Genomic DNA, 24,699 nt, shown 5'->3' on the forward strand with positions numbered 1-24,699 from the left:
GCGCAGATGGTGAAGCTACCGATAAGAAGGGAAAGAGCGTTCCCGAGAGTGGTGAAAGAGAGGCCCTGGAAATACCCAAAACCTCAGAAGAAAACAGCCAGTCAGTTGCTTAACTGACTGGCATTACTCCTGCGGGAGCCATTTTTTTACCTTTAATTCACCAAAAACTGCGCATATTCGAACAGCGCTTTAAGCAGCGCCGTCTTCTCTTTATCCCCTTCGTGCTGGTTATACAGCGCTTCCAGCTCCAGCGCGTAGGCCTGCAATGCTTCTTGTGACAGCACTTCCTGACGATGTGCTAACCAGCGCTGTTGCTCGACTTCATCCAGCGAGCCGGGGAAGTTACGCGCCCGGTAATTAAACAGCAGCTTCTCAATACGCTTATCCACGAACGAAATATCCAGCGCCGGAAGATTCTGCGGCTCGGTTTGCAGCACAATACGCATCGCCGCCCGGTCGGCATCGCTGAAGAAACCGTTATAAATCTGCGCATCGACGTTATCCGACGGCACAAAAGGTTCTGCCTCGGCAAAAATCGCCACCGCTTTTTCCCGCACGTCAGGATGTTCACGCAGGACTTTTAAATTCTCCAGGCATTGCTGGCGATTAATGCCCAGACGTTCCGCATCTTCCGGGCGCAACGTATTGGCAACGGCCAGCACGGGACATTTATTGAGATGAACAAGTTTAACCGGCACGGCTGCCGCATCGCCGAGGGCAGCTTTCGGCGTATATAAACGCTCGCGAAGCGTATCGGCGTCCAGTTCAAGCAAAGGCGTAATATCACCGGCAAGGTCGACCATAATCACCGCGTTGCGGTTTTCCGGATGCCAGGCAAGGGGGGCAATCCAGCTTGTGTTGCCGCGCCAGGCGCCAAACATACCCGAGACGTGAACCAGCGGTTTCATCTGCGGAATATCAATCAGCGTCATCAGCTTCTGCTTAGAACGGTAGCTATACAGATAATCAAACAAACGCGGCTGCCGGGTTTTCACCAGTTGCGCCATCGCGATGGTGGCGTAAACGTCCGACATCGCGTCGTGCGCATTAGCATGCTCTATGCCGTTGGCTTTAGTGAGATGCTCAAGGCGGAAACTCGGCAGGCCGTCTTCGTTTTCCGGCCAGACAATTCCTTCCGGGCGCAGCGCATAGCAGGCACGCATCACATCCAGCAGGTCCCAGCGCGAATTGTCATTCTGCCAGCTCCATGCGTATGGATCGTAAAAATTGCGATAGAAAATATTACGCGTCACTTCATCGTCAAAGCGCACGTTGTTATAGCCCACCACGCAGGTTTTCGGCACGGTGAAAATATCGTGAATGCGTTTTGCAAATGCGGCTTCGTTCTCGCCGCGCGCCAGCGCCTGCTGAGGCGTAATACCGGTAATCATTATCGCTTCCGGCTGAGGCAAATAGTCGTCCGCAGGCTTGCAGTAAAACACTTCAGGCTCGCCGATAACGTTGAACTGCTCGTCGGTACGAATAGCGGCAAACTGCGCCGGGCGGTCGAGCGACGGGCTCTTACCGAAGGTTTCATAATCGTGGAAGAGAAAGGTCGGCAGCGATACGGTTTCAGACACGGAAGTTACCATTAAGCTGATGAAAGTCTGGCTCAATGGTAACTCATTTGTTAAGGCATCAGAAGAAAAGCAGCGGTTAAAGCGGCTGCCGCTACGGCTGTATCGGCTGGCTGCCGATAATGCGTTTGCCTGACGCAATGCCGGGTTTCTCGACTTTATGGTAAAGGGCGAAGGCGATAAGCCAGATAATCGGCAGGCAGATACCCGTTTCTCCAAACCAGACGCCAAAAATCAGCGCGAAGACCAGCAGTAAATAATAAAGCGGAGCAATTCTGAAAAAACGTCTTAACCAAAATATTCGCCATGTATTAACGCTATTCTATGGCTCTTTTTCCTGCCGGTCCTGATAATTTTTCGCCATCAAATAGCCGGACAATAAGATAAAGAGATCGACACCCATGCCGGGATCGTAAAGCAGGGGAATATTGCAGTGGGTGAGCAGGCAGATATGCCCGAGCAGTACGAATCCCCGCAGGCCTTCAAGTTCTGGCGCCCAGTTCTTACCTTGCACCATGCTGGTACCTTTAGAATAAATATTATGCAAAAGCGCAAAATATAAACGAATACGGAGCCTGGCAATAAATCAATAAAGAGAAGAATGAATATCAGATAATATGCAGGCTCGGCCTGGAAAATAATCAAAATAAAGTCATTTAAATGAAAGATGTCATATTTTATTGCAATTTTTCCGCGCAAAAAAAGACAAATTCCCGTAAAAAGAGCCGCTTAAAATAAGTTTCCGAGGATATATTTTGAAAAACCGCCTGTTACTTGCACTGAGTCTTCTCACTGTGTCTGTTCATTCCGCCTTTGCTGACAACTTTGTTACCGGACCGCAGCCACCGCAAATACAGGCAGGATCGTGGGTTCTGATGGATTACACCACCGGGCAGGTTTTAACCGCGCAAAATGAACATATGCAACGCAACCCGGCGAGCCTCACAAAACTGATGACCGGCTATGTTGTGGACCGCGCTATCGACAGCAGGCGCATAAGCGCTGACGATATTGTTACCGTAGGAAAAGACGCCTGGGCTCAGGGAAACCCCGTATTTAACGGTTCATCGCTGATGTTCCTGAAACCCGGCGACAGGCTTACGGTGCGCGATCTAAGCCGCGGCCTGATTATCGATTCCGGCAACGATGCCTGCGTGGCGCTGGCGGATTATGTTGCAGGCGGCGAACCGCAGTTCGTGGCGATGATGAATAAATACGTTACGCAGCTTGGCCTGCGAGATACCCATTTCGAAACCGTTCACGGTCTTGATGCGTCCGGCCAGCACAGCTCTGCTTATGATTTGGCCGTGCTTTCGCGTGCAATAATTCACGGCGAGCCCGAGTTCTACCACATGTATAGCGAGCGTAGCCTGACGTGGAACGGCATCACCCAGCAAAACCGTAACGGCCTGCTGTGGGACAAAAACCTTAACGTCGACGGGCTGAAAACGGGCCACACGTCGGGGGCAGGATTTAATCTGATCGCTTCAAGCGTGGAAGGGCAGCGCCGCCTGATTGCCGTGATAATGGGAGCCGATAGCCCGAAAGGGCGTGAAGAGCAGGCCCGTAAACTGCTGCACTGGGGCCAGGATAACTTCGACACCGTGCAAATCCTGCATAAAGGCAAAAAAATCGGTACGGAACATATCTGGTATGGCGACGCTGATGCCTTTGAGGTGGGGACTAATCAGGATGTTTATATGGCGCTGCCAAAATCCGAGGTCCCCAATATCAAAGCTAAATACTTGCTTGATCGGCAGGATATAGAAGCGCCTTTGGCGGTAAATCAGCGCGTTGGTGAAATCGAACTCTTTGATCGCGACAAACTTATCGCGCACTGGCCGCTGGTCTCGCTCAGCGAAGTCAAGAAAGGTGGAATGTGGTCGCGCTTTAGCGATTACCTGCACCGCAAATTCTGAATTCCCCTGAGAAGGAATAGCGGGAGGGGAGCGATCCCCTGCCGTTTTTTTGCCTAAACTGAAAGGCGATCCTGCTCGCAAAACCACCATCCTGACCTCGCGGGCGCTATGGCATATTGATATTTGGGTGTATAAATATACAGTATATTAACCCGATCGGGAGGATGCATGGAATTCAAAATACAACAGGTGCCAGAACGTAAAGTCGCCGGTTTTCATATGGTTGGCCCGTGGGAGAAAACGGTGCATCAGGGATTTGAGCAGCTAGCCCTGTGGGTAAAATCACAAAAAATAACCGGCAGCGAATGGCTGGCGGTTTATTACGACAACCCCGATGAGGTGCCTGCAGAGAAACTGCGCTGCGATACGGTTCTCAGCGTGCCGGAAGATTTTGTTGTGCCGGAAAACAGCGAAGGCGTTATCACCACGCGCATTGAGGCGGGGCTGTACGCTGTTGCGAGGGCGCGCGTCGATGACAACGACTTTGCCAAACCCTGGAATCAATTCTTTAACAGCCTGGCGGCTGATGAAAGCTATCAGTTAACCGGCAAGCCCTGCTTTGAACACTATCTTAACGACGGCTCGGAAAGCGGCGTCTGGGACATCGACATGTATGTTCCTGTTGCCGATAAGCGTTAATAACCACCTTAAAAATTGCAATAACTATATCGTTATCTGTATTGATCTAAACCAAACACCCGGAGGCTCGTTTTTCGGGTGTTTGCGATTAGTCTGATACAATCGCGCTTTTGGTTTCAGGAGACGGGTGTGCGCCCCGACAAATCACTTAGCCCGTTTGAAATCCGTGTTTACAGCCACTACCGAACGGTACACGGAATTCGCATCGCGCTGGCGTTTATTCTCACGTTTATTCTCGTTCGCGTACTCAACGTGCCGGAAGGCACCTGGCCGCTGATTACCCTCGTGGTGGTCATGGGCCCAATCTCATTCTGGGGCAACGTGGTTCCCCGGGCCTTTGAACGCATCGGCGGCACTATTTTTGGTGCGGCGCTCGGGCTTGTCGCACTCAAATTAGAGCTTTATTCCCTGCCATTAATGCTGCTCTGGTGCGCCATCGCCATGTTTTTATGCGGCTTTCTGGCGCTCGGCAAGCGTCCCTATCAGGCCTTACTGATCGGCATCACTCTTTCTGTGGTGGTGGGCGCGCCTGCGGGCGACCTGGAAATCGCGCTGTGGCGCAGCGGCGATGTCATTTTCGGATCGCTGCTGGCGATGCTGTTCACCAGCATCTATCCTCAACGGGCGTTTATCCACTGGCGCATCCAGATGGCGAACTTTGTCACTGCGTTTGGACGCATTTATAACGCGGGCTTCTCGCCTAACCTGCTGGAGCGCCCGCGTCTGGAAAAACCGCTGCAAACCATCCTCAATGACGTGGTGAAAATGCGCGCGTTGATTGGCCCCAGCAGCAAAGAAACGCACATTCAGAAATCGATTTTTGAAGCGATTCAGAAAGTGAGCCGCAACATGGTATGTACGCTTGAGCTGCAAATTAACGCGTACTGGTCTTCACGAGCCAGCCACTTTTTGATGATTAACGCGCGCACGCTGCGCGACACGCAGCAGATGACGCAAAAAACCCTCAGCGCTATTGCGCTTGCTTTGCAGGAGGGCAATCCGTCGCCTATCTCCGCCAATACCGAAAAGCTCAACGAAATTGTTAGCGAACTGCGTCAACTGATGCAGGAAGGCCAGGGCAGCGCGCTGCAGGAAACGCCGATTCATGGCTATGTGTGGTTAAGCCTGGAACTGGCCCGCCAGTTGGAATTGCTGTCGCAGCTTATCTGCCGCGCGCTGCGTAAGTAGCGCGTGAGCGCCCAGCTTTTACAATGCTGGTTTCGATTCAGCCGTATTTGAGGTTAAGATAGAGCAAGCGACCGATAAATCATTGTCAACGGCAACCTCTACCATTATGGTTAGGGCAGTTGTCTTAACGAATCCGAGTATGAATTTAGCAGGGGTGTAAAAATGGAAAATACTAAGCCTTCTTTCCAGGATGTTCTGGAATTTGTGCGTCTGTTCCGTCGTAAGAACAAACTGCAACGTGAAATCCAGGACGTTGAGAAAAAGATCCGTGACAACTCAAAACGTGTTCTGCTCCTCGATAACCTGAGCGACTACATCAAGCCGGGCATGAGCATCGAAGCTATTCAGGGCATCATCGCCAGCATGAAGACCGACTATGAAGACCGCGTTGATGACTACATCATCAAAAACGCCGAGCTTTCCAAAGAGCGTCGCGAAATTTCTAAAAAACTTAAAGCGATGGGTGAACTGAAGCCTGAATAAGCTTTAGTGAACAGAATCCTGAAAACCGCCTACCCGGCGGTTTTTTTGTGTCCGCGGCAAGGATGCGAAAACACGTAACGGCTTGTTATAGTGCAATACTTTTCTCGTCCTGAAGTTTTACACTGTACGCGGTTGAATTATTCGTAATCCTGACAAAGAGTGAGCGTTGACGTTACTGGCTGGGCGACAGCAACCTGCTGGATTACTGGCTTGGCGATGCGCAAACCTGGCCCCATCCGGTGCGCTGGATCGGCAACCTGATAACCTTCATACATGGGTTAATGAAGCTGGCTGCGTGCTGGCGTTATCGTTTTTTGCCTTGCTGCGCTGGTTTACCTTTGGCGCGGCTTAAAACTAAACAGGAGGCATGATGGGCAATGCCGTAATGATCCAGGGCACCGCTTCGGACGTAGGAAAAAGCGTGCTGGTGGCAGGGCTGTGCCGCATTTTCGTTCAGGACGGACTGCGGGTCGCGCCGTTTAAATCGCAGAATATGGCCCTTAATTCAGGCATCACGCCAGACGGCAAAGAGATGGGCCGCGCGCAGATATTCCAGGCGGAAGCCGCCGGCATTGCGCCGGATGTGCGCATGAATCCCGTGCTGTTAAAACCCACCAGCGACTGCAAAGCGCAGGTGGTGTTGATGGGCAAAGTCGCGACCAACATGGACGCGGTCACTTATCACAATTACAAGCCCCGGTTGCGCAGCCGGATTCAGCAGGTTTACCGCAGCCTTGCATCCGAATACGAAGTAATGGTGCTCGAAGGGGCTGGCAGCCCGGCGGAAATTAACTTACGCGACCGCGATATCGTCAATATGGGGATGGCTGAACTGGCCGAATGTCCGGTAATTCTGGTGGCGGATATTGACCGCGGCGGCGTATTTGCCGCGATTTACGGCACGCTCGCGCTTTTGCCCGAACATGAAAAGCGGCGCGTAAAAGGCGTTATCATCAACAAGTTTCGCGGCGATAAAGCGCTGCTTTATTCCGGCATCGAACAGATCGAAGCGCTGACCGGCGTGCCGGTGCTGGGCGTAATGCCGTGGCTGAAAGTGGACCTGGAAGATGAAGACAGCGTGGTTCTGGAACGCGGTAAATACGATGCCCGGACGCCAAAGGATTTGGATATCGCGGTCATTCAACTGCCGTATATGTCCAACTTCACCGACTTTAACGCGCTGGCGGCCCAGCCGGACGCGCGCCTGCGCTATGTCAGCCAGCCGCATGAACTTCAGGGCTGCGACCTTGTTATTCTTCCCGGCAGCAAAAATACGTTAAGCGACCTGCGCTGGGTGCGTGAGAACGGTTTTGAGCAAGCCTTGCTGGCGCATCATCAAGCGAACGGCGCGGTGCTGGGCATTTGCGGCGGCTACCAGATGCTTGGCAAGCATATCTTCGATGCGGTGGAGTCCGGGCTGGAGGAAATGCCGGGGATCGGCCTGCTCGATGTGGTTACCCGTTTCGCAAGCTCGAAAACCACAACTCGCGTAGCAGGCAAAACGCTTCCGGCATTGCCTGGCATCTTCAGCGCCTGCGCGGCGCTCAGGCTGGAGGGATACGAAATTCATATGGGTGAAACGCAGCGCGGCCCGAGCGTTGAATCCTTTGCCCACCTGAACGAATGCAACGCTCTCCCTTACGACAGCGCAGAGGGTGCGGTAAACGCCGAAGGCAACGTGCTGGGAACTTATATGCACGGCGTGTTTGATAACGGTGAATTTACCCGTGCGCTGCTCAACGCTCTGCGCGAGCGAAAAGGGCTGAAGGCGTGGGACGGCGAGCCGTTTGATTATCAGCAGCACAAACAGCGGCAGTTCGATATTCTCGCCGACGCCATGCGTGAATACATTGATATCGAAAGCATTTATAAAATCATGCACGAGCATCAGGAGCAATCATGTATCTGATTACCGGCGGCGCACGCAGCGGCAAAAGCAGCCATGCGGAGCGGCTGGCCGCCGCAAGCGAGCGCGTGCTGTACATCGCCACCTCGAAAGTTTTCGATGAGGAAATGGCGGCCCGCATTCAGCACCACCGCGACGCCCGTCCGGCACACTGGCGCACCGTTGAACGATACCGCGATTTGAACGGCGTTATCGGTGCTGAGAACGACCCGCAGGAGGCGATACTGCTGGAATGTATCACCACGTTAATCACCAATATTATGTTCGATGCGGCGGGCGGCGCGCCTGAAGACGAATGGGATTTTGTGTCTGTCGAGCAGCAGGTTAACCAGCAAATCGATGTGCTGCTGGCTGCCTGTGCGGCAAGCCCGGCACCGGTTTATCTCGTTACCAACGAAGTCGGCATGGGCATCGTGCCGGAAAATCGCCTGGCCCGTCACTTTCGCGATATAGCCGGGCGCGTAAATCAACGCCTGGCGCTCGCAGCGGAGGAAGTCTGGCTGGTTGTCTCAGGAATTGGAGTCAAAATTAAATGATCTTCCGTTTGTATTTCGCCACGCTGCAATTTATGAGCCGTTTGCCGGTGCCTGGCCGCTGGTCGCAAGGGCTGGAAGTGGATCAATACGTGCGCGGTATTATCACTTTTCCCTTCGTGGGATTGCTGTTAGGCGCGCTTGCGGGCCTGGTCTTCGTTGTATTGCAGCCGTGGTGCGGTTTGCCGCTGGCTGCATTGGCCTACGTGCTGGCGCTGGCGCTGCTGACCGGCGGTTTTCATCTTGACGGCCTGGCCGATACCTGCGACGGCGTGTTTTCCGCGCGCAGCCGCGAACGTATGCTGGAAATCATGCGCGACAGCCGTCTTGGCACGCATGGCGGGCTGGCGCTGATTATCGTCATTGTCGCTAAGGTGTTAGTCGTCAGCGAGCTTTCCCTGCGCGGCAGCCATATGCTGGCGGTGCTGGCCGCGGCCTCCGTTGCCGGGCGCAGCGCTTCCGTGCTGCTGATGTACAACCAGAAATACGCAAGAGAAAAGGGCTTAGGCAATCTTTTTATCGGCAAAGTAAGCGGTAAACAAACCGCGCTGACGCTTGCGGGCGGAGCGGCGCTGAGCCTGCTGCTTGTCCCGGCGACGGGGTTATTCGCCTTCGCTATTACGCTTGCCGCCATGTCGGTACTGGCCTGGATGCTGCGCCGGACGCTTGGCGGGCAGACAGGCGATACGCTTGGGGCCGCCATCGAACTTGGCGAAGTGATTTTCCTGCTGGCGCTTTTGTAGCGGCAGACCAACCCTTCAGAGAATAAATAAATGCAGACACTGGCTATGCTTCTGGCGGCAATTGCCCCCCTGGATAGTCACGCGATGGCAAACGCGCAGCAGCATATTGACGGCCTGTTAAAACCGCAGGGCAGCCTGGGACGGCTGGAGGCGCTCGCCGTACAGCTCGCCGGAATGCCGGGCTTGAAAAATGGCCTGGACACGAGTCGCAAAGCGATTCTGGTCATGTGCGCTGACCATGGCGTTTACGCAGAAGGCGTGGCGGCTGCGCCGCAGGAGGTTACTGCGATTCAGACTATGAATATGACGCGCCACAATACCGGAATATGTGTGCTGGGCGCGCTCGCCGGAGCGGATGTGACCGTTGTAGACGTCGGCGTTGACAGCGAACCGCTTCCCGGGGTGCTGAGCATGAAGGTGGCGCGCGGCTGCGGCAATATTGCTAAAGGCCCGGCGATGTCGCGCCAGCAGGCGGAAGATCTGCTTCTGGCAACGGCAAAGCTCACTCTCGCCAAAGCGGCGGAAGGCGTGCGGCTGTTTGGGGTTGGCGAGCTGGGTATGGCCAATACCACGCCCGCGGCAGCGATGGTCAGCGTATTTACCGACAGCGATCCGCTAAACACGGTTGGCATGGGCGCAAATTTACCGGGCGACAGAATAGCTCACAAAGTTGACGTGGTGCGCCGGGCGCTGGCGGTTAACCAACCCAACGCAAAAGACGGCATTGACGTGCTGGCCAAAGTCGGTGGATTCGACCTTGTCGGCATGACCGGCGTTATGCTTGGCGCCGCAGCGGCTGGCCTGCCGGTGGTGCTGGATGGCTATCTTTCTTATGCCTCGGCGCTTGCCGCCTGCCGTATTGCGCCCGGCGTGCGCGACTACCTCATTCCCTCGCATCTGTCGGCGGAAAAGGGCGCACGGCTAGCTTTGAAGCATCTGGATCTGGAGCCGTATCTGCATATGGGCATGCGTTTAGGCGAAGGTAGCGGAGCCGCGCTTGCGATGCATCTCGTGGATGCCGCCTGCGCGATGCATAACCAGATGGGGTCTTTGGCCGAGAGTAATATTGTGCTGCCGCAGAGCTAGCCCAATTTAGCGGGTGACGCTTTGCTTACCCGCCTTACAAAATAACAATAAGGTTGTGTTATTTACTCAATAATTACTGTTATCAATATAGACTTTAAAGCTACTCTTGTAATTACCACTCAATACGCGAATTTTTTGCTCCTCTGTCATCTCGATCTGATTGCTATAAATACCGCCAGGAAGAAGTGAACCGAAGGTTATATGATTTTTAGTAAAGGTGTCTACACCTGTTAATTTTTCCTGAAGATATATTAAGCATTCTTTATTTCTTTTGAATGCTTGTTTAACATTGCCGCACTAATTTCTTTCTCTGAAAAAGAATGTATTAATGAATTTCTCAACCCACTCCCTTTTTGAATAGCATTAAGGTTAGGCGCTTTTCCTCCAATATAATGTACTGAGCTTGTAAAGTGATATTCAAATCTTTTTGGTAACTTGCCGTTGTTAAAATCGTCAAAATCCCCTTCATTCAAATTTATATGCTTGAATACATGTTTATTTAATTTTCAATTTTATTCTCGCTGAAAATCCAATCTTCATAAGCCGTCAGTAACCGTTTAGCAAATTCATTGTCAACAGTATAGAAATAGCCTTCCGGTACATTCAGCACTTTTGCGAAGGCGCACATCATTTCGAACGTCGGGCGATGTATACCGCTTTCATATTGCGATATACGTGAACGTGCTGTTGCTTCTTCTATGCCTGCTAAAACACCTAATTTTTCCTGAGTTAGGTTTGCACGTAAACGAGCTGCTTTAAGTCTGGAGGGAACCATAAGTCACCACTAATTATGTGTATTGACTTAGTGTTTAGCATTACTTAACATCGTAGTTGTTTAGAGTTCCTGAACAATGGGGTTTAAATGTACGTGAAGGAGAAAAGATCATGGAATGTAATGACTGGCATCCGGCTGACGTTATCGCAGAGATTAAGAAGAAGGGTACTTCACTGGCGGCTGTTTCAAGAAAGGCTGGACTGGCTTCATCGACCTTAGCGAATGCTTTGAAACGGCATTGGCCGAAGGGCGAAAGGTTGATTGCTGCTGAGTTCGGTATCGCCCCTGAGCAGATCTGGCCATCGCGGTATCGAAAAGTTGAAGATATTTAGCAGCAAAAAATTATAGGGCGGGTGACGCTTTGCTTACCCGCCTTACAAAATTCCAGACTCAGGTAGGGTGGATAAGCGAAGCGCCATCCACCGATTTTCACTCGGCCTGCATCACCCGTAAAAGCGTATCCAGCAGGCCTGGAAAACGTGCATTCAAATCTTCCTGCCGCAGGGAAATCAGATTTTCGCGCCCCTGTGGGCGCTGCCAGATGACGCCGCTGTCGCGCAGCACGCGCCAGTGGTGCGTCATCGTTGATTTCGCCACGTCCTTACGCAGCGTGCCGCAGGCCTGTTCTCCCCGTTCCGCCAGCGTTCTGACGATATCCAGCCGCAAAGGGTTGCCCAGCGCAAAAAGCACATTTTCCAGGCGGATTTGTTCTCGTTCGGGGTGATTGGCGATCATACTCTTCCTGTTTCTGCTTAGCTTTTGCGGCCCGGTAATATACCTAAGCCCTGTGAGATTTACCTATAGATAAAATGGTTCGAATATACTCGTACAATTGTACTATGATGTCGACAACATTCACACAGCGGCAAATCCTGCCGCTCATAGTCAAACAGACTAAGGACACATCATGCCCCGACCCATCCCCCTCGAACGCTATCGCAACATTGGTATTTCCGCCCATATCGATGCCGGTAAAACGACGACTACCGAGCGCATCCTGTTTTATACCGGCATGAGCCATAAACTGGGCGAAGTTCACGATGGCGCAGCAACGACAGACTGGATGGCGCAGGAGCAGGAACGCGGGATAACAATTACCTCGGCGGCGGTAAGCTGCTTCTGGTCCGGTATGGATAAAGGCTTCGAGCCGCATCGCATCAATATTATCGACACTCCCGGACACGTCGATTTCACCATTGAAGTGGAACGCTCCATGCGCGTGCTCGACGGCGCGGTAATGGTGTACGACTCCGTGGGCGGCGTTCAGCCGCAGTCCGAAACAGTATGGCGGCAGGCCAACAAATACCATGTGCCGCGCCTGGCGTTCGTCAACAAAATGGACCGTCAGGGCGCAGACTTTTTCCGCGTAGTGCAGATGATGATTGACCGGCTGAAAGCTAATCCGGTGCCGATTGTCATCCCCATCGGCGCGGAGGACCATTTCACCGGCGTGGTAGATCTCATCAAAATGCGCGCTATTTTGTGGGATGACGCAACGCAGGGCATGACGTTTAACTATGCCCACGTACCCGAAGAGCTGCTTTCAACCGCGCAAAAATGGCGTGAGAAAATGGTTTCGGCTGCGGCAGAGGCCAACGAAACGCTGATGGATAAATATCTGGAAACGGGCGAACTGAACGAAGAAGAGATTATTGTGGGCCTGCGCGCGCGCACCGTTGCCGGTGAAATTCAGCCTGTGCTCTGCGGCAGCGCCTTTAAAAACAAGGGCGTGCAGCGCATGCTCGACGCTATTGTGGAACTGATGCCTTCTCCATTGGATGTTCCCTCTATTCAGGGCATCGATGAGAAAGGACAGACGGTGGAGCGCCATCCGGATGACCGCGAACCCTTCTCCGCGCTGGCATTCAAACTGATGACCGACCCCTACGTGGGGCAACTGACGTTTATTCGCGTTTACTCCGGCGTGCTTAAAAAAGGCGACTCGGTGTACAACCCGGTAAAAGGGAAGAAAGAGCGTATCGGGCGCATCGTGCAAATGCATGCCAACGACCGGCACGAGGTGGATGAGCTGCGTGCCGGGGATATCGCCGCCTGCGTGGGGCTGAAAGATGTCACCACGGGGGACACGCTTTGCGATCCAAATGCCGTCGTTTCACTGGAACGTATGGAATTTCCGGAGCCGGTAATTTCGCTGGCGATTGAGCCAAAAACCAAGGCGGATCAGGAAAGAATGGGCATTGCCCTACAGCGGCTGGCTGCGGAAGATCCGTCGTTCCGGTTACATACCGATGAAGAATCCGGGCAGACTATTATTTCCGGCATGGGCGAGCTGCATCTGGAAATTATCGTCGATCGAATGAAGCGCGAGTTTGGCGTGGAGGCGAATATCGGGCGTCCACAGGTTACCTACCGTGAAACCCTGCGCAAAACGGTGAAAGAGGTGGAAGGGAAGTTTGTCCGGCAGTCGGGCGGTAAAGGTCAGTATGGCCACGTCGTGCTAACCATTGAGCCGCTTGAGGCGGGCAAAGGCTTCTCCTTTGAAGATGCCACCAAAGGCGGAGTCGTGCCGCGTGAATTTATACCTTCGGTGGAAAAAGGCATTCGTGAAGCGCTGAACAGCGGCGTGCTGGCGGGTTATCCGGTGGTGGACGTCAAAGTGACGCTGACTTTCGGCTCGTATCACGACGTGGACTCCTCGGAAATGGCCTTCAGAATGGCGGCCATTTTTGGCTTCAAGGAGGGCGCGCGCCGGGCCGACCCGGTCATTCTGGAACCCGTCATGCACGTAGAGGTGGAAACGCCGGAGGAGTACGCCGGTAACGTGATGGGCGATCTCTCCTCAAGGCGCGGTATGGTACAGGGCATGGATGAAAGGCTCGGCAGCCATATCATTCGCGCTGATGTGCCGCTTTCAGAAATGTTTGGCTACTCAACCATTTTGCGTTCCATGTCCCAGGGGCGCGCAACTTACAATATGGAGTTCCATCATTATGCCGAAGCCCCGCGTAATGTGGCGGAGGGTATTATTGCCAGCCGTAGCAAGTAGTTATTTTTAGAGCGCAATTGTTCATATATTGCGTTAAAGCGAAAAGGGCCGAATCATTTTATTTCGGCCCTTATAAATATTACTTTTTATAACTCTTTGGCGCGGATAAGAGCATTTTTCGCATTCTTTCCATCACGGTATTTAAATCCATCGCCCGCTTAATCATGCTGCGTATTCTGTCCGAGTCATTGGCGCCTTTCTTTACGTATTTCGCGATGTATTGCAGGACGTAATTATCCTCATCATTGTGGGTAAACAATGAGAGGTTTTCCACGGTGTGCAGCATATGGCTGGCCAGCGGTTGGCGTTGATTATTCAGCGTGCTGACATAACTGGCCTGCAAACCATCGCGGCGGGCGTTAAATATATTATATTTCTCAATGGCATGATGTTTTTTGACGATGTTTACCCGGTTCGCCAACAGAGACTGAGCCAGTATTTTGCTATAGCCTGTTAACATCGCAGCGTGAAAAATCGTCAACGGCATGTCGCATATTCTGATCTCAATGGTGCCTAAAGCCGGCTGCGGCCTGACGTACCAGTAGATATCTTTGATGCTTTTAATTATCCCGATATCGACCATCTCATTATAAAAGGCGGTAAATTCTTCCCAGTTATAAAGATTCTCAATCAGCTCGCTGTTCAGAAAGGCGTTCTGTCCGGTAAAGCGGGAGCTTGAAAAAGAAGTATCCACGCCGTCAAGCCACGGCGATGAGGCGCTTAACGCGACCAAATGAGGAAGATACGGAATTAACGCATGGCAGAGATAAATAGCTTCATCGCCATCCTGAACGCCAATATGAATATGCTGGCCAAACACGCAGGCCATTTTAGTGATATAGCCATAGCGTACGGCGAGGTTTTGATGGCGCTGCAGATCGCTTATCACCTGTTCCCGCCAGTCGCCGTCCAGGTGACGGCCGCCTCCCGTCACATCGCAACCGTGTTGCCAGGCGACCTCCCTGACGTTACGGGCTAAAAAAGATAATTCTTTATGCAGTTCCAGCACCGAAGTGTGTACCGAGCTGTTTAATTCGATCATCGACTTGGTTAGCTCATGCTTTATTTGCTGACTGTTTTCCATGTCCGCCAGCACCGCATCAGCTTTATCTACCAGCCGGGCATCGTGCCTGTTTATCAACTGAAGCTCCAGTTCGGTGCCTGTTGTAAACCGCAGTGAGCGAGTAAAAGGTAGTGATACCATAATGTCCTCTGCACTGTGTTGCCTGATGGGGCTTGTCGCTAAAAGTGTAGGACAGATGGTCGCATTTAGCAGACGCCATGTTAAAAAGCATACGGCAGTGTGTTTAACGCGAAACTAAACTGTACGCCTGGCGTATGTCCAGTTCAGAAGCAGACGTTCACTTTTTACTGTCAGCGGCTTAAGCAGGCGAGACACTAGTTCGATACAAAATAGAATCGCAAGGAATAAAAGAACAGCTTGCTTTCCATTCAGTATGGACATATCCACATTAGTACTGGCAAAAATAATCATCACATGCTGTAGCAGCATAATAAGATAAGCTCGTGATGCTATATTAAGTAATATCTGTCCAGCGTTAAATTTATTAATTAAAGGAGAGATTAATAGATATATTGCCAGAACAATAAAAAAGAATGCCGCAGCAAATAACAGGCTTACCGGAGCGAGAGGGAATAGTATCTGACGTATCGGTTGGTGACTGATGTAAGCCATGAGGATACCCGCACCCACGGTAAGTACACTCAAGGGCGCAAGTATACGGATATACCGTATGATTTGGGATTGCAGGTGAATAAACAGCATGCCAAAGGTAAAATCACTGATGCGTACCTGGGCTGACCAGTAGGGATTTGGGATGCTTTTGTTATAAGCCAAAAGAGTGATAATTATACTGGCGGCCATGGTCAGTAGCGGATGGCGAGTCATGGCGTAATAAATTAATGGTGACAGGGCATACAATACGATAATACAGCCAATAAACCATTCACCGGTAAAATAGAGTGTATTCAGGCCATATACGCCGTGCAGGTAGTGATCAAAACCAAACAAAGAAGGTAACAATTCGGTTAATGAGCGATTATTAAATATAAAAATCTCCCGCAGAGGATCTCCGGGATAAGAAAAGTAGGCGCCCAGCACCAGGAATAATACTGCCATAGCGAAATAAACGATATTATAAGGAACCAGTACCGAGTATATACGGCGCACATAATACTCACGCGTGGCATATTTTTGTAATGACAAACAGGCCAGCGCACCAGATATCATAAAGAAAAATGACACACCCAGACGTCCAATGCCGGAGGTAAGATATTCTCGGGGAAAAGTCATTGTCGGACTATTGTCAAACATATAGCCGTAATGTGAGGCGATCACAAAAAGCACTGACACGATGCGCAGAATATCAAAAAAATGATTACGTTTAGTTTGCATCAGTTTTAATTACCGTTTCTGTTTTGCCTGTAAGATATTTTTTTTCATAGGGTTTGCAGGACAGAACGCACCGGTGGCGCATAAAACCAGCGGCGCCAGGCCCGGCGAGAATGTCGGTACGCAAGAAGGGGTTCCAGAGCGGATACTCGCCTGTGTACGGTGCGTTAGTTGGCATGATGATCGCTTAGCCTGCAAGAAGAAAAGGGGCAATCATTCCACAGCCTGTTTGAACAAAACCTAAACCAATAAAATATTTTCTCTAATATCCGTCACCTGATGGTTAAGAACGCGGCGAGCGGTTCAGATGGGGGGCAACAGGCAGGGGAAGGGATTTAAAACGAAAAAAGCAGGCGCCCGTGGACGTCTGCTTTTTCAAATATGGCTCCTCTGACTGGGATCGCCTTTGCCAGTAACTGGCTGATAAATAGACTAAACCTCAATTCCCTTTCTGCCAAGACCACCAGACTGATCACCAATAGTTGTAGGTTACATATAGATAGTTTGAGCTGTCTTTGCTGAATGTGTTAATCGGGTGACGGCAATAATGAAGATTCACATATTTTAAAACGTTACATGCATCATACTTGGGCAGGTGTATCCTACGCGCACTCTATCAATCGGGGAGAGCAGTGTGAAGGGAAAGGGGGCATCGACGATCATCTGTTGTGTGTTCTGGTGTAATAGCATTGCCGGTGGGCTCAATACCCTGAAGTTCCTGCTTATAACGCCGTATCCATTTGCGCAAATGGTGAAGATTGAGTTCGAGCGCCTGCGCGACTTCCCGAACATCTCGCTGATATTTAACAACCTGTTCGATAGCTTTGAGTTTGAACTCTGGAGAAAATATGCGTTTAGTCCGACGAGTTTTGATCATGCATCACCTCATGTTCACTGTTTTAACATTAACAGGATTTCGAGGTGTCCTTAATTACCGATCCACTACACACTCGGACCAGGGCAGTCAGTACACAAGATCTACGGAACGCGGGAAGAAGCGCGCAGCGATATTTTTGATTACATCGAAATATTTTATAACAGTAAGCGTCGGCATGGTTCGAGCGATCAGATGTCACCGACAGAATATGAAAACCAATATTATCAACGGCTCGGAAGTATCTAGACTATCCATGGCGATTCAGAATCCTGCGGCGAAACAGCTAAAAATTACTCAAAAGTGACTACATATTCGAAACCCTTTCTTGCCATACGCGTTTTAAAATTACTCCTTTTTTCGAAAATCTTATGATTGTTTATAACTAACTGGTTAGTTATGTGATATTGATCGTGTTTATCTACTCTCTTAATTTCTACAATGCCTTGTTAACAAAAATAATTCTTCCGTCGGCAGGACTTTGCGATTTGACGGCAAAGAAAACAGCGAGGTAACAGAGATGACTCAACCCGACAGCCATAAACTGTCCCTCAATACCGCAACGGTGCGGCAGCGATGGAAACTCGATCAGATCATTGAAGGGTGCGCCCGGCATGAGATCCGCGGTATAGCGCCATGGCGCGACCAGGTACAGGCGCTGGGATTAAAAGCGTCCGCGCGTCTTATCCGCCACCACGACCTGATTCTTAGCGGCTACTGTCGTGGCGGTATGTTCCCCGGCAGCACGCCCGAGGAACGTCGTGAGAAAGCGCTGGATAATCGCCGGGCGGTGGATGAAGCGCTTGAACTTGGCGCGCCTTGTCTGGTGCTAGTGGTGGGCGGGCTACCTGCCGGCTCCAAAGATTTGCCCGGCGCCAGGCAGCAGGTGCGCGATGGCTTAAGCGAACTGCTGGACTATGCGCGCCCGCTGGGAATGCCGCTGGCGATTGAACCTTTGCATCCCATGTATGCCGCCGAGCGCGCATGCGTAAACACGCTGGCGCAGGCTAACGATCTGTGCGACGAACTAGGGGATGCGGGACTGGGTATCGCGGTTGATTTATATCACACCTGGTGGGACCCGCAGTTTCAGCAGCAGATTGAACGGGCGGGGCTGCGTCGGCTGTTGGCCTTTCATATTTGCGACTGGCTGGCCCCGACGACAGATATGCTGCTGGATCGCGGGATGATGGGCGATGGCGTGATAGATATCAGGGGCTTTCGTCAGGCGGTAGAGGCGATGGGCTATACAGGTCTGCATGAAGTGGAAATTTTTTCACAGAACAACTGGTGGCAGCGGGATCCGGATGAGGTGCTCGCCATTTGTAAACAGCGCCACCTTGAATTTGGTTAGCGCCTGTATTTTCCCAGAGTATTGAACCCTGGGAAAACTAACCTCGGCAGTTTCAGCGCTTACAGGCCATAAAGCTTAAGCAGACTTTGCATGCGCTGGGTGGCCAACTGAGGATTCTGCAGCAGACCGGCCTGGTCTGCCAGGCGGAAAATCTCGGCATAATGGCTAATTTCACGCGCGGCCTGCATTCCCCCCGCCATTGTGAAATGTTGCTGATGACCGTTGAGCCAGGCAAGAAACACAATACCCGCTTTGTAATATTGCGTCGGCGCCTTAAAGATTTCCCGCGATAGGGGAACGGTTGGGTTCATCAGACGGTAGTATTCGCTCTTATTGCCCTGCGCCAGTTCGTTGAGCGCGGCCGCGGCAACCGGGGCAATGGCGTCAAAAATGCCTAATAGAGCATGCGAGTAATAGCCATCTTCTCCCTCGATCAGCTCCGGATAATTAAAATCGTCGCCGGTAAACATTTTTACCTGTGATGGCAGGCGCTTACGGAAATCGATCTCTTTTTCCTTACTCAGCAGCGAAATCTTAATGCCCTCAACTTTATCAATGTTATTTGAGATGATCTCAAGCACAGTATCGGCTGCGGTTTCAAACTCCGTCGAACCCCAATAGCCGGTCAGCGCCGGATCAAACATATCGCCCAGCCAGTGCAGGATAATTTTATCTTTGCTTTGTTCAAGCAGGCGGTTATACACGGCGAGATAATCCTGCGGCGTTTTTGCCGCTTTCGCCAGCGCCCGGCTGGCCATCAGAATAATTTTCCCGTTGTGTTTTTCCACCAGCTCCATCTGTTCTTCATAAGCTGCAATCACCTGTGCAAGCGTCGTAGCCTCGGCCGCCTCCAGCTGATCGGTTCCCACGCCGGCGGCAAGGTCGGCGCCCGGCACCGTTTTCGCTTCCTGTAGCGTACGGACAATCAGCTCCCTGGCGATGTCCCAGCTTATTCCCATGCCGCGCTGGGCGGTGTCCATCGCCTCGGCAATATTGAATCCCAGGCGCCAGAGATGATGCCGATAGGCCAGCGTTGAATCCCAGTCGACGCGCGGGTTTTTTAGCCAGTCCGCTCCCTGGTGCTGAGGATCTATGACCACGTGTGCGGCGGCATAGGCGATACGATTAAAAGCAGGTGAGATAGCGATAGCGCGTTCTTCTGTAGTCACCAGACGATAATCAGCGATGATGCCCTCAGGCGTTGGCAGATGAATATTCAGCATGTTTTTTCCCTTCATTAAGTATCTATTTAGTTACTTGTTATCTTTACTTTCCGACCCATGAAAAGTCAAGTTACAAAAGGCTAGAGTGATAACCCGGGCTGCTTCCCGTAGCCGGGTTACCGCTTTTGATGTGAATAATTGTCGGAGAGTTAACAACAATTATTTAACAGGATTGACATCAATATCCATCCATTGTAGTAACTATCTAGTTATTTATTATATTCAGGCATCGCTGCGGGGCAGCGATGTGACCAATAGCTGGCAGGAGGACGACCATGTATTTGACTGAAACCCATCAACAGATCCGCGAAATGACCCGCAAGTTTGCCGACGAAGTGATTCGCCCTCAGGCGGAAGAGCTGGATCGTGAAGAACGCTTTGCCGGTGAGATATATCAGCAAATGGGCGAGCTGGGGCTTTTTGGCATCACCGTTCCGGAAGAGTACGGCGGCGTGGGCCTGGACGCGGTAGCCTATGCCGTGGTAATGGAAGAGCTGTCCCGTGGCTATGCCTCCATCGCCGATCAGTGTGGACTGGTGGAGCTGTTGGGAACGCTGCTGTCAAAATATGGGAATGCTGAACAGCGCGAGCAGTGGCTGCCGGGGTTGTTAAGCGCGTCGATTAAAGGCGCTTATTGCATCACCGAAGCCGGCGCCGGTTCTGACGTATCGGGCATTAAAACCACCGCTACGCGTACCGAAGACGGCTGGGTGCTGAGCGGCAGCAAGCTGTGGATTCATAATGCGCCGGTAGCCGATGTCGCCTTTGTACTTGCGCGTACGGATAAAGACGCCGGCCACCGCGGTATGAGCATCTTTATTGTCGACTGCTCCCGCGAAGGGGTTTCCCGTGGCGCAAAAGAACACAAAATGGGGCAGCGCTCCTCGCAGGTCGGCGAGTTACACTTCAACCAGGTAAAACTGCCGGCCCAGGCGCTGCTGGGGCCTGAAAACCGCGGCTTCCATATTATGATGAGCGTACTGAATAAAGGCCGCGTGGGCATCGGCGCGCTGGCGGTAGGCATTGCGCGCGCCGGGCTTGAAGCGGCCATTGAGTATGCGAAACAGCGCGAACAGTTCGGTAAACCGATCGCTGATTTCCAGGGCGTGCAGTTTATGCTGGCGGATATCGCCAAAGACACCGAAGCCGCGCGTCTGCTGGTGCACAGCGCGGCGTATAAAATTGACACCGACGCGCCGGATACGTCAATTGCCTGCTCGATGGCTAAATGCTTTGCTGGCGATGTCGCGGTGCTTCACAGCGGTAATGCGGTGCAAATCTTTGGCGGCGGCGGTTATATTCGCGGCGTTGAGGTGGAGCGTCTGTATCGTGATGCTAAGATCACCCAAATCTATGAAGGTACTAACCAGATCCAACGCATGATTATCGGCCGTAATCTACTGGCGTAGCGCCGGATAAAGAAGGTTGAGCACCCCTGACGGGGTGCTTTTTTTACGTGTAATGCGGGGCGGGCAGAGGGAAGGGTGGATATCGCACGCAAAGAAAACCCCGGCGCTTGCCGGGGCTGAAAGTTGCAACATCACATATTAGGATAGTTGGGGCCGCTTCCCCCTTCCGGCGCCGTCCAGACGATATTCTGGAATGGATCTTTAATGTCGCAGGTTTTACAGTGCACGCAGTTTTGCGCGTTTATCTGCAATTTAGGTTTGCCTTCAAGAGTGATGATTTCATAAACGCCCGCCGGGCAATAGCGCTGCGCCGGCTCGGCAAAAAGCGGCAGCGTTTCCCGCACGGACAGCCCGGCATCTTTCAGTTTAAGATGACACGGCTGATCCTCATCATGCGACGTATTAGCCAGATATACGGAAGAGAGCTTGTCAAAGCTAAGTTGGTTATCCGGCTTCGGATAGCTGATTGGCGTGCTTTGTTTAGCGCTACGCAGCTGCAGATTGTCCGCTTTCCTGTCGTGCAAAGTGAACGGCAGCTTTCCTTTAAACCAGTTTTGCTCGATATAGTTGAATGCGCCGCCCAGCACCGTACCGAAACGATGCAAGAGCGGCCCAAAATTACGCGACTGGCGCAGCTCTTCTCCAAGCCATGAGTCGCTAAACGCCTGCGCGAAATCGCTAAGATCTCTTTTCTCATCGGGCGTAGCCGCTAAGGCCTGATACACCGCTTCTGCCGCCAGCATCCCGCTTTTCATTGCCGTATGGCTGCCTTTGATCTTGGCGAAGTTTAGCGTTCCCGCGTCGCAGCCAATCAGCAACCCGCCAGGAAAATGCATTTTCGGCAGCGCGTTGATGCCCCCTTTAGTAATGGCGCGCGCTCCGTAAGATATACGTTTCCCGCCGCTTAGGGTTTCGCTAAAGGCCGGGTGGTGCTTCATGCGCTGGAACTCGTCGAACGGGCTTAGCCAGGGGTTGCGGTAGTTGAGATCGACAATCAGCCCAACCACGACCTGGTTGTTTTCCGTATGGTAGAGAAAGCTGCCGCCCGAGGTTTCGTCATTAAGCGGCCAGCCGGAGGCATGTATAACATGTCCGGGACGGCTTTTTTCCGGCGGGATATCCCACAGTTCCTTAATACCAAGCGCGTAATGCTGCGGATCGGAACCGGCATCAAGCTGATAATTGGCGATTAGCTGCTTGCCAAGATGGCCCCGGCAGCCTTCGGCGAAGAGCGTATATTTCGCCTGCAGGTTCATACCCGGCGTAAAACCGGGTTTTTCTTCCCCTTTGGCATTAAGGCCCATATCGCCGGTCGTGACGCCAGCTACCGCGCCCGCATCATCATAGAGAATACTGGCGGCGGCAAAGCCCGGAAAAATATCCACCCCCAGCGACTCGGCCTGCCGGGCAAGCCAGCGGCAAAAATCCGCCAGGCTGATGACATAGTTACCTTCGTTGTGCATCGGAGCAGGTATAAAGGCGGCGGGGATCTTCCTGGCTTTTTCGCCATCGCGTAACAGTAACAGTTCGTCTTCAGTGACGGGAGTGTTCAGCGGCGCGCCGAGCTGTTGCCAGTCAGGAAAGAGTTCGTTGAGCGCCCGAGGCTCAAACAGCGCCCCGGAAAGAATATGCGCGCCTATCTCGGCGCCTTTTTCAATAACGCAAACGCTCAACTGGCGCTCTTCGCGCTGCGCCATCTGCATCAGTCGGCAGGCTGCCGACAGCCCGGCAGGGCCGCCCCCGACGATGAGGACGTCGAATTCCATCGTTTCACGTTCCACCATAACCTCCATCTTTCGTTACCTGCCCCTTGGTAATCAGAGCTTTGCTACCAGCTGCGGGACAATCTCGAACAGATCGCCCACCAGGCTGTAATCCGCGATTTTGAAAATCGGCGCTTCTTCGTCACTGTTAATGGCAACGATGACTTTGGCATTACTCATCCCCGCCAGGTGTTGAATCGCCCCAGAGATACCCACCGCGATATAGAGATCCGGCGCAACAATCTTACCGGTCTGTCCAACCTGCAGGTCGTTGGCGACCATGCCCGCGTCAACGGCCGCGCGCGATGCGCCGACCGCGCCGTGCAGTTTGTCGGCAAGTTGTTCGATCAACGCAAAGTTTTCGCGGCTGCCCAGCGCGCGACCGCCGGAAACCACCACGCGCGCGGTAGCTAGCTGAGGACGGTCTGACTGCGCCAGCTCTTCGCTAATGAAGTCAGCACCCGGCTGGTTAACGACATCGCTTACCTCTTCAATCGGCGCTGAGGATTCACCGTTTTGAGCCGCCGGGAAACTGGAGGCACGCACGGTCAGCACCATCAGCTTGTCGTGGCTCTCGACGGTGGCGATGGCGCTGCCTGCATAAATTGGGCGTTTGAAGACGCTGGGGCTGATGACCGAGATAACGTCGGAAATTTGTGCGACATCGGCCAGGACCGCTACGCGAGGCAGGATATTTTTACCATTTGAGTTGGCGACGGCGAGGATATGGCTGTAACCCTCACGCAGTGAGAAAATCAGTGCGGCAACGTTTTCAGCCAGCTGATTTTTACAGGCGGCGTTGTCCGCCAGCAATACTTTTGACACGCCCTCAATGCGCGCCGCTTTTTCCGCTACCGCGCGGCAATTTTCGCCCGCCACCAGCAGGGTAATGTCGCCGCCAAGCTCCCGGGCGGCGCTGACGGCGTTAAAAGTCACCGCGTTGAGCTGGTTATTGTCATGTTCGACGAGAAGTAGAGTAGCCATATCAAATCACCTTCGCTTCGTTTTTCAGCTTGTTCAACAGTTCATCCACGCTATCGACGCGTACGCCTGCCTCGCGCGCCGGCGGGGCTTCTACTTTTAACAGCGTCGTGTGCGGACGTAGTTCAAGGTTATATTCCTCAACCGGCCTGATGCTGAGCGGCTTCTTCTTGGCCTTCATCATGTTGGGCAGGGAGGTATAGCGTGGTTGGTTAAGACGCAGGTCGGTAGTGATGATGGCCGGGAGCGACAGGGACAGGGTTTGCAGGCCGCCGTCAATCTCACGCGTAACGATAGCCCGGTTATTATCAATGCCAACTTCTGCGGCGAAGGTTCCCTGCGGATAGCCGCAAAGCGCGGCGAGCATCTGCCCGGTTTGGTTGTTGTCGCCGTCTATAGACTGTTTCCCCATCAGGATTAACGACGGCTGTTCCTGCTCGACGACTTTCGCCAGCAGCTTCGCCAGGTTAATGGGCTCAAGGGCCTGCTCGGTGGAGATTAACAATCCACGATCGGCGCCCATGGCTAACGCGCTGCGCAGCTGTTCCTGGGCGATGTCCGGGCCGATAGTCACCACCACAATCTCACTGGCCAGCCCTTTCTCTTTCAGGCGAATGGCTTCTTCAACCGCAATCTCGCAGAAAGGGTTGAGCGCCATTTTCGCGTTGGCCAGATCGAGCTGGCTGCCATCGCTTTTAACCCTGATTTTTACGTTATGATCGACAACGCGTTTAACGGGGACGAGAATTTTCATCGCTACCTCTCGGGATGTTTTCACATGTTCTGTTCAATTTAAGTAAATAACTATTTAGTTATTTAATCAACC

23 protein-coding genes and 3 pseudogenes are annotated in these 24,699 nt (G+C 52.4%); 14 read left to right on the plus strand and 12 right to left on the minus strand.

Annotated features, from left to right (window positions below; genetic code table 11):
• The coding region (locus MUA00_RS09590; protein ID WP_271122610.1) for a hypothetical protein at positions 1 to 117 on the plus strand (117 nt) is incomplete at its 5' end.
• 35 nt (positions 118 to 152) lie between these two features.
• Here the strand turns inward: MUA00_RS09590 and sbcB are convergent.
• Both sbcB and MUA00_RS09600 read right to left on the minus strand, forming a co-directional pair.
• Positions 153 to 1,592 carry an exodeoxyribonuclease I gene (gene sbcB, locus MUA00_RS09595; protein WP_408639701.1) on the minus strand — a complete coding sequence of 480 codons (1,440 nt, stop codon included), beginning with the start codon at positions 1,590 to 1,592 and terminating at the stop codon, positions 153 to 155.
• 196 nt (positions 1,593 to 1,788) lie between these two features.
• Positions 1,789 to 2,094: pseudogene (locus MUA00_RS09600) on the minus strand (acyltransferase family protein); the annotation flags it as partial.
• A gap of 238 nt (positions 2,095 to 2,332) precedes the next feature.
• On the opposite strand from MUA00_RS09600, the gene dacD reads away from it, so the two are divergent.
• The 8 genes from dacD to cobT all read left to right on the plus strand — a co-directional run bounded on the left by dacD (position 2,333) and on the right by cobT (position 10,074).
• The gene (gene dacD / locus MUA00_RS09605; protein WP_271123090.1) at positions 2,333 to 3,496 is read left to right on the plus strand and encodes a serine-type D-Ala-D-Ala carboxypeptidase DacD; all 1,164 of its coding nucleotides are present in this window, start codon (positions 2,333 to 2,335) and stop codon (positions 3,494 to 3,496) included.
• A 168-nt stretch (positions 3,497 to 3,664) separates the two neighbouring features.
• Positions 3,665 to 4,135 carry a DNA gyrase inhibitor SbmC gene (sbmC, locus tag MUA00_RS09610; RefSeq protein WP_271123089.1) on the plus strand — a complete coding sequence of 157 codons (471 nt, stop codon included), beginning with the start codon at positions 3,665 to 3,667 and terminating at the stop codon, positions 4,133 to 4,135.
• A gap of 129 nt (positions 4,136 to 4,264) precedes the next feature.
• Positions 4,265 to 5,323: an FUSC family protein gene (locus tag MUA00_RS09615; RefSeq protein WP_271123088.1), complete on the plus strand. Its 1,059-nt coding sequence runs from the start codon at positions 4,265 to 4,267 to the stop codon at positions 5,321 to 5,323.
• Positions 5,324 to 5,485: 162 nt separating this feature from the next.
• Positions 5,486 to 5,806, plus strand: a complete 321-nt coding sequence (locus MUA00_RS09620; RefSeq protein WP_147402970.1) for a DUF496 family protein — start codon at positions 5,486 to 5,488, stop codon at positions 5,804 to 5,806.
• 370 nt (positions 5,807 to 6,176) lie between these two features.
• Positions 6,177 to 7,715: a cobyric acid synthase gene (locus MUA00_RS09625; RefSeq protein WP_271123108.1), complete on the plus strand. Its 1,539-nt coding sequence runs from the start codon at positions 6,177 to 6,179 to the stop codon at positions 7,713 to 7,715.
• A complete protein-coding gene (gene cobU, locus MUA00_RS09630; RefSeq protein ID WP_271123107.1) occupies positions 7,703 to 8,248 on the plus strand; it encodes a bifunctional adenosylcobinamide kinase/adenosylcobinamide-phosphate guanylyltransferase in 546 nt (181 codons plus the stop codon). Before MUA00_RS09625 ends, cobU begins: the two co-directional genes overlap by 13 nt.
• Positions 8,248 to 8,988, plus strand: a complete 741-nt coding sequence (cobS, locus tag MUA00_RS09635; protein WP_271123106.1) for an adenosylcobinamide-GDP ribazoletransferase — start codon at positions 8,248 to 8,250, stop codon at positions 8,986 to 8,988. The genes cobU and cobS overlap by 1 nt, the downstream gene beginning before the upstream one ends.
• Positions 8,989 to 9,018: 30 nt before the next feature.
• Positions 9,019 to 10,074 (plus strand): nicotinate-nucleotide--dimethylbenzimidazole phosphoribosyltransferase, encoded by a 1,056-nt coding sequence (gene cobT, locus MUA00_RS09640; RefSeq protein ID WP_271123087.1) that lies wholly within the window; start codon positions 9,019 to 9,021, stop codon positions 10,072 to 10,074.
• A 251-nt stretch (positions 10,075 to 10,325) separates the two neighbouring features.
• Here the strand turns inward: cobT and MUA00_RS09645 are convergent, their stop codons facing one another.
• The gene (locus tag MUA00_RS09645; protein ID WP_271123086.1) at positions 10,326 to 10,547 is read right to left on the minus strand and encodes a hypothetical protein; all 222 of its coding nucleotides are present in this window, start codon (positions 10,545 to 10,547) and stop codon (positions 10,326 to 10,328) included.
• A gap of 26 nt (positions 10,548 to 10,573) precedes the next feature.
• Positions 10,574 to 10,849 (minus strand): helix-turn-helix domain-containing protein, encoded by a 276-nt coding sequence (locus MUA00_RS09650; protein WP_271123085.1) that lies wholly within the window; start codon positions 10,847 to 10,849, stop codon positions 10,574 to 10,576.
• 110 nt (positions 10,850 to 10,959) lie between these two features.
• Here MUA00_RS09650 and MUA00_RS09655 point away from each other — a divergent pair, with 110 nt between their 5' ends.
• Positions 10,960 to 11,181, plus strand: a complete 222-nt coding sequence (locus MUA00_RS09655; RefSeq protein WP_271123084.1) for a helix-turn-helix domain-containing protein — start codon at positions 10,960 to 10,962, stop codon at positions 11,179 to 11,181.
• A gap of 97 nt (positions 11,182 to 11,278) precedes the next feature.
• Here the strand turns inward: MUA00_RS09655 and MUA00_RS09660 are convergent, their stop codons facing one another.
• Positions 11,279 to 11,584, minus strand: a complete 306-nt coding sequence (locus MUA00_RS09660; protein ID WP_271123083.1) for an ArsR/SmtB family transcription factor — start codon at positions 11,582 to 11,584, stop codon at positions 11,279 to 11,281.
• A 172-nt stretch (positions 11,585 to 11,756) separates the two neighbouring features.
• Here MUA00_RS09660 and fusA point away from each other — a divergent pair, with 172 nt between their 5' ends.
• Positions 11,757 to 13,856, plus strand: a complete 2,100-nt coding sequence (fusA, locus tag MUA00_RS09665) for an elongation factor G (protein WP_271123082.1) — start codon at positions 11,757 to 11,759, stop codon at positions 13,854 to 13,856.
• Positions 13,857 to 13,935: 79 nt separating this feature from the next.
• Here the strand turns inward: fusA and MUA00_RS09670 are convergent, their stop codons facing one another.
• The 3 genes and pseudogenes from MUA00_RS09670 to MUA00_RS09680 form a co-directional block, all read right to left on the minus strand.
• The gene (locus MUA00_RS09670; protein WP_271123081.1) at positions 13,936 to 15,060 is read right to left on the minus strand and encodes a YbdK family carboxylate-amine ligase; all 1,125 of its coding nucleotides are present in this window, start codon (positions 15,058 to 15,060) and stop codon (positions 13,936 to 13,938) included.
• A gap of 114 nt (positions 15,061 to 15,174) precedes the next feature.
• The gene (locus MUA00_RS09675; protein ID WP_271123080.1) at positions 15,175 to 16,272 is read right to left on the minus strand and encodes an acyltransferase family protein; all 1,098 of its coding nucleotides are present in this window, start codon (positions 16,270 to 16,272) and stop codon (positions 15,175 to 15,177) included.
• 670 nt (positions 16,273 to 16,942) lie between these two features.
• A pseudogene (locus tag MUA00_RS09680) lies at positions 16,943 to 17,146 on the minus strand (transposase); the annotation flags it as partial.
• A 96-nt stretch (positions 17,147 to 17,242) separates the two neighbouring features.
• Here MUA00_RS09680 and MUA00_RS09685 point away from each other — a divergent pair.
• Positions 17,243 to 17,392: pseudogene (locus MUA00_RS09685) on the plus strand (IS3 family transposase); the annotation flags it as partial.
• 271 nt (positions 17,393 to 17,663) lie between these two features.
• Complete coding sequence (locus MUA00_RS09690; RefSeq protein ID WP_271123079.1) at positions 17,664 to 18,497, plus strand: sugar phosphate isomerase/epimerase family protein; 834 nt, start codon at positions 17,664 to 17,666, stop codon at positions 18,495 to 18,497.
• Positions 18,498 to 18,556: 59 nt separating this feature from the next.
• Here the strand turns inward: MUA00_RS09690 and MUA00_RS09695 are convergent, their stop codons facing one another.
• Entirely contained in the window at positions 18,557 to 19,720 is a 1,164-nt protein-coding gene (locus MUA00_RS09695; RefSeq protein ID WP_271123078.1) for a dihydrodipicolinate synthase family protein, read from the minus strand.
• A 275-nt stretch (positions 19,721 to 19,995) separates the two neighbouring features.
• Here MUA00_RS09695 and MUA00_RS09700 point away from each other — a divergent pair, with 275 nt between their 5' ends.
• Positions 19,996 to 21,129, plus strand: a complete 1,134-nt coding sequence (locus tag MUA00_RS09700; RefSeq protein WP_271123077.1) for an acyl-CoA dehydrogenase family protein — start codon at positions 19,996 to 19,998, stop codon at positions 21,127 to 21,129.
• Between the two features lie 131 nt (positions 21,130 to 21,260).
• Here the strand turns inward: MUA00_RS09700 and MUA00_RS09705 are convergent, their stop codons facing one another.
• Genes MUA00_RS09705 through MUA00_RS09715 form a run of 3 tightly spaced genes read right to left on the minus strand, consistent with a single transcriptional unit; the run spans position 21,261 to position 24,627 of the window.
• Positions 21,261 to 22,922, minus strand: a complete 1,662-nt coding sequence (locus tag MUA00_RS09705) for an electron transfer flavoprotein-ubiquinone oxidoreductase (RefSeq protein WP_271123076.1) — start codon at positions 22,920 to 22,922, stop codon at positions 21,261 to 21,263.
• 24 nt (positions 22,923 to 22,946) lie between these two features.
• Complete coding sequence (locus tag MUA00_RS09710) at positions 22,947 to 23,876, minus strand: electron transfer flavoprotein subunit alpha/FixB family protein (RefSeq protein WP_271123075.1); 930 nt, start codon at positions 23,874 to 23,876, stop codon at positions 22,947 to 22,949.
• Between the two features lies 1 nt (position 23,877).
• Positions 23,878 to 24,627, minus strand: a complete 750-nt coding sequence (locus tag MUA00_RS09715; protein WP_271123074.1) for an electron transfer flavoprotein subunit beta/FixA family protein — start codon at positions 24,625 to 24,627, stop codon at positions 23,878 to 23,880.
• Positions 24,628 to 24,699: the final 72 nt, after the last annotated feature.

It is taken from the genome of Dryocola boscaweniae (assembly GCF_025215095.1).
Taxonomy (GTDB): Bacteria; Pseudomonadota; Gammaproteobacteria; order Enterobacterales; family Enterobacteriaceae; genus Dryocola; species Dryocola boscaweniae.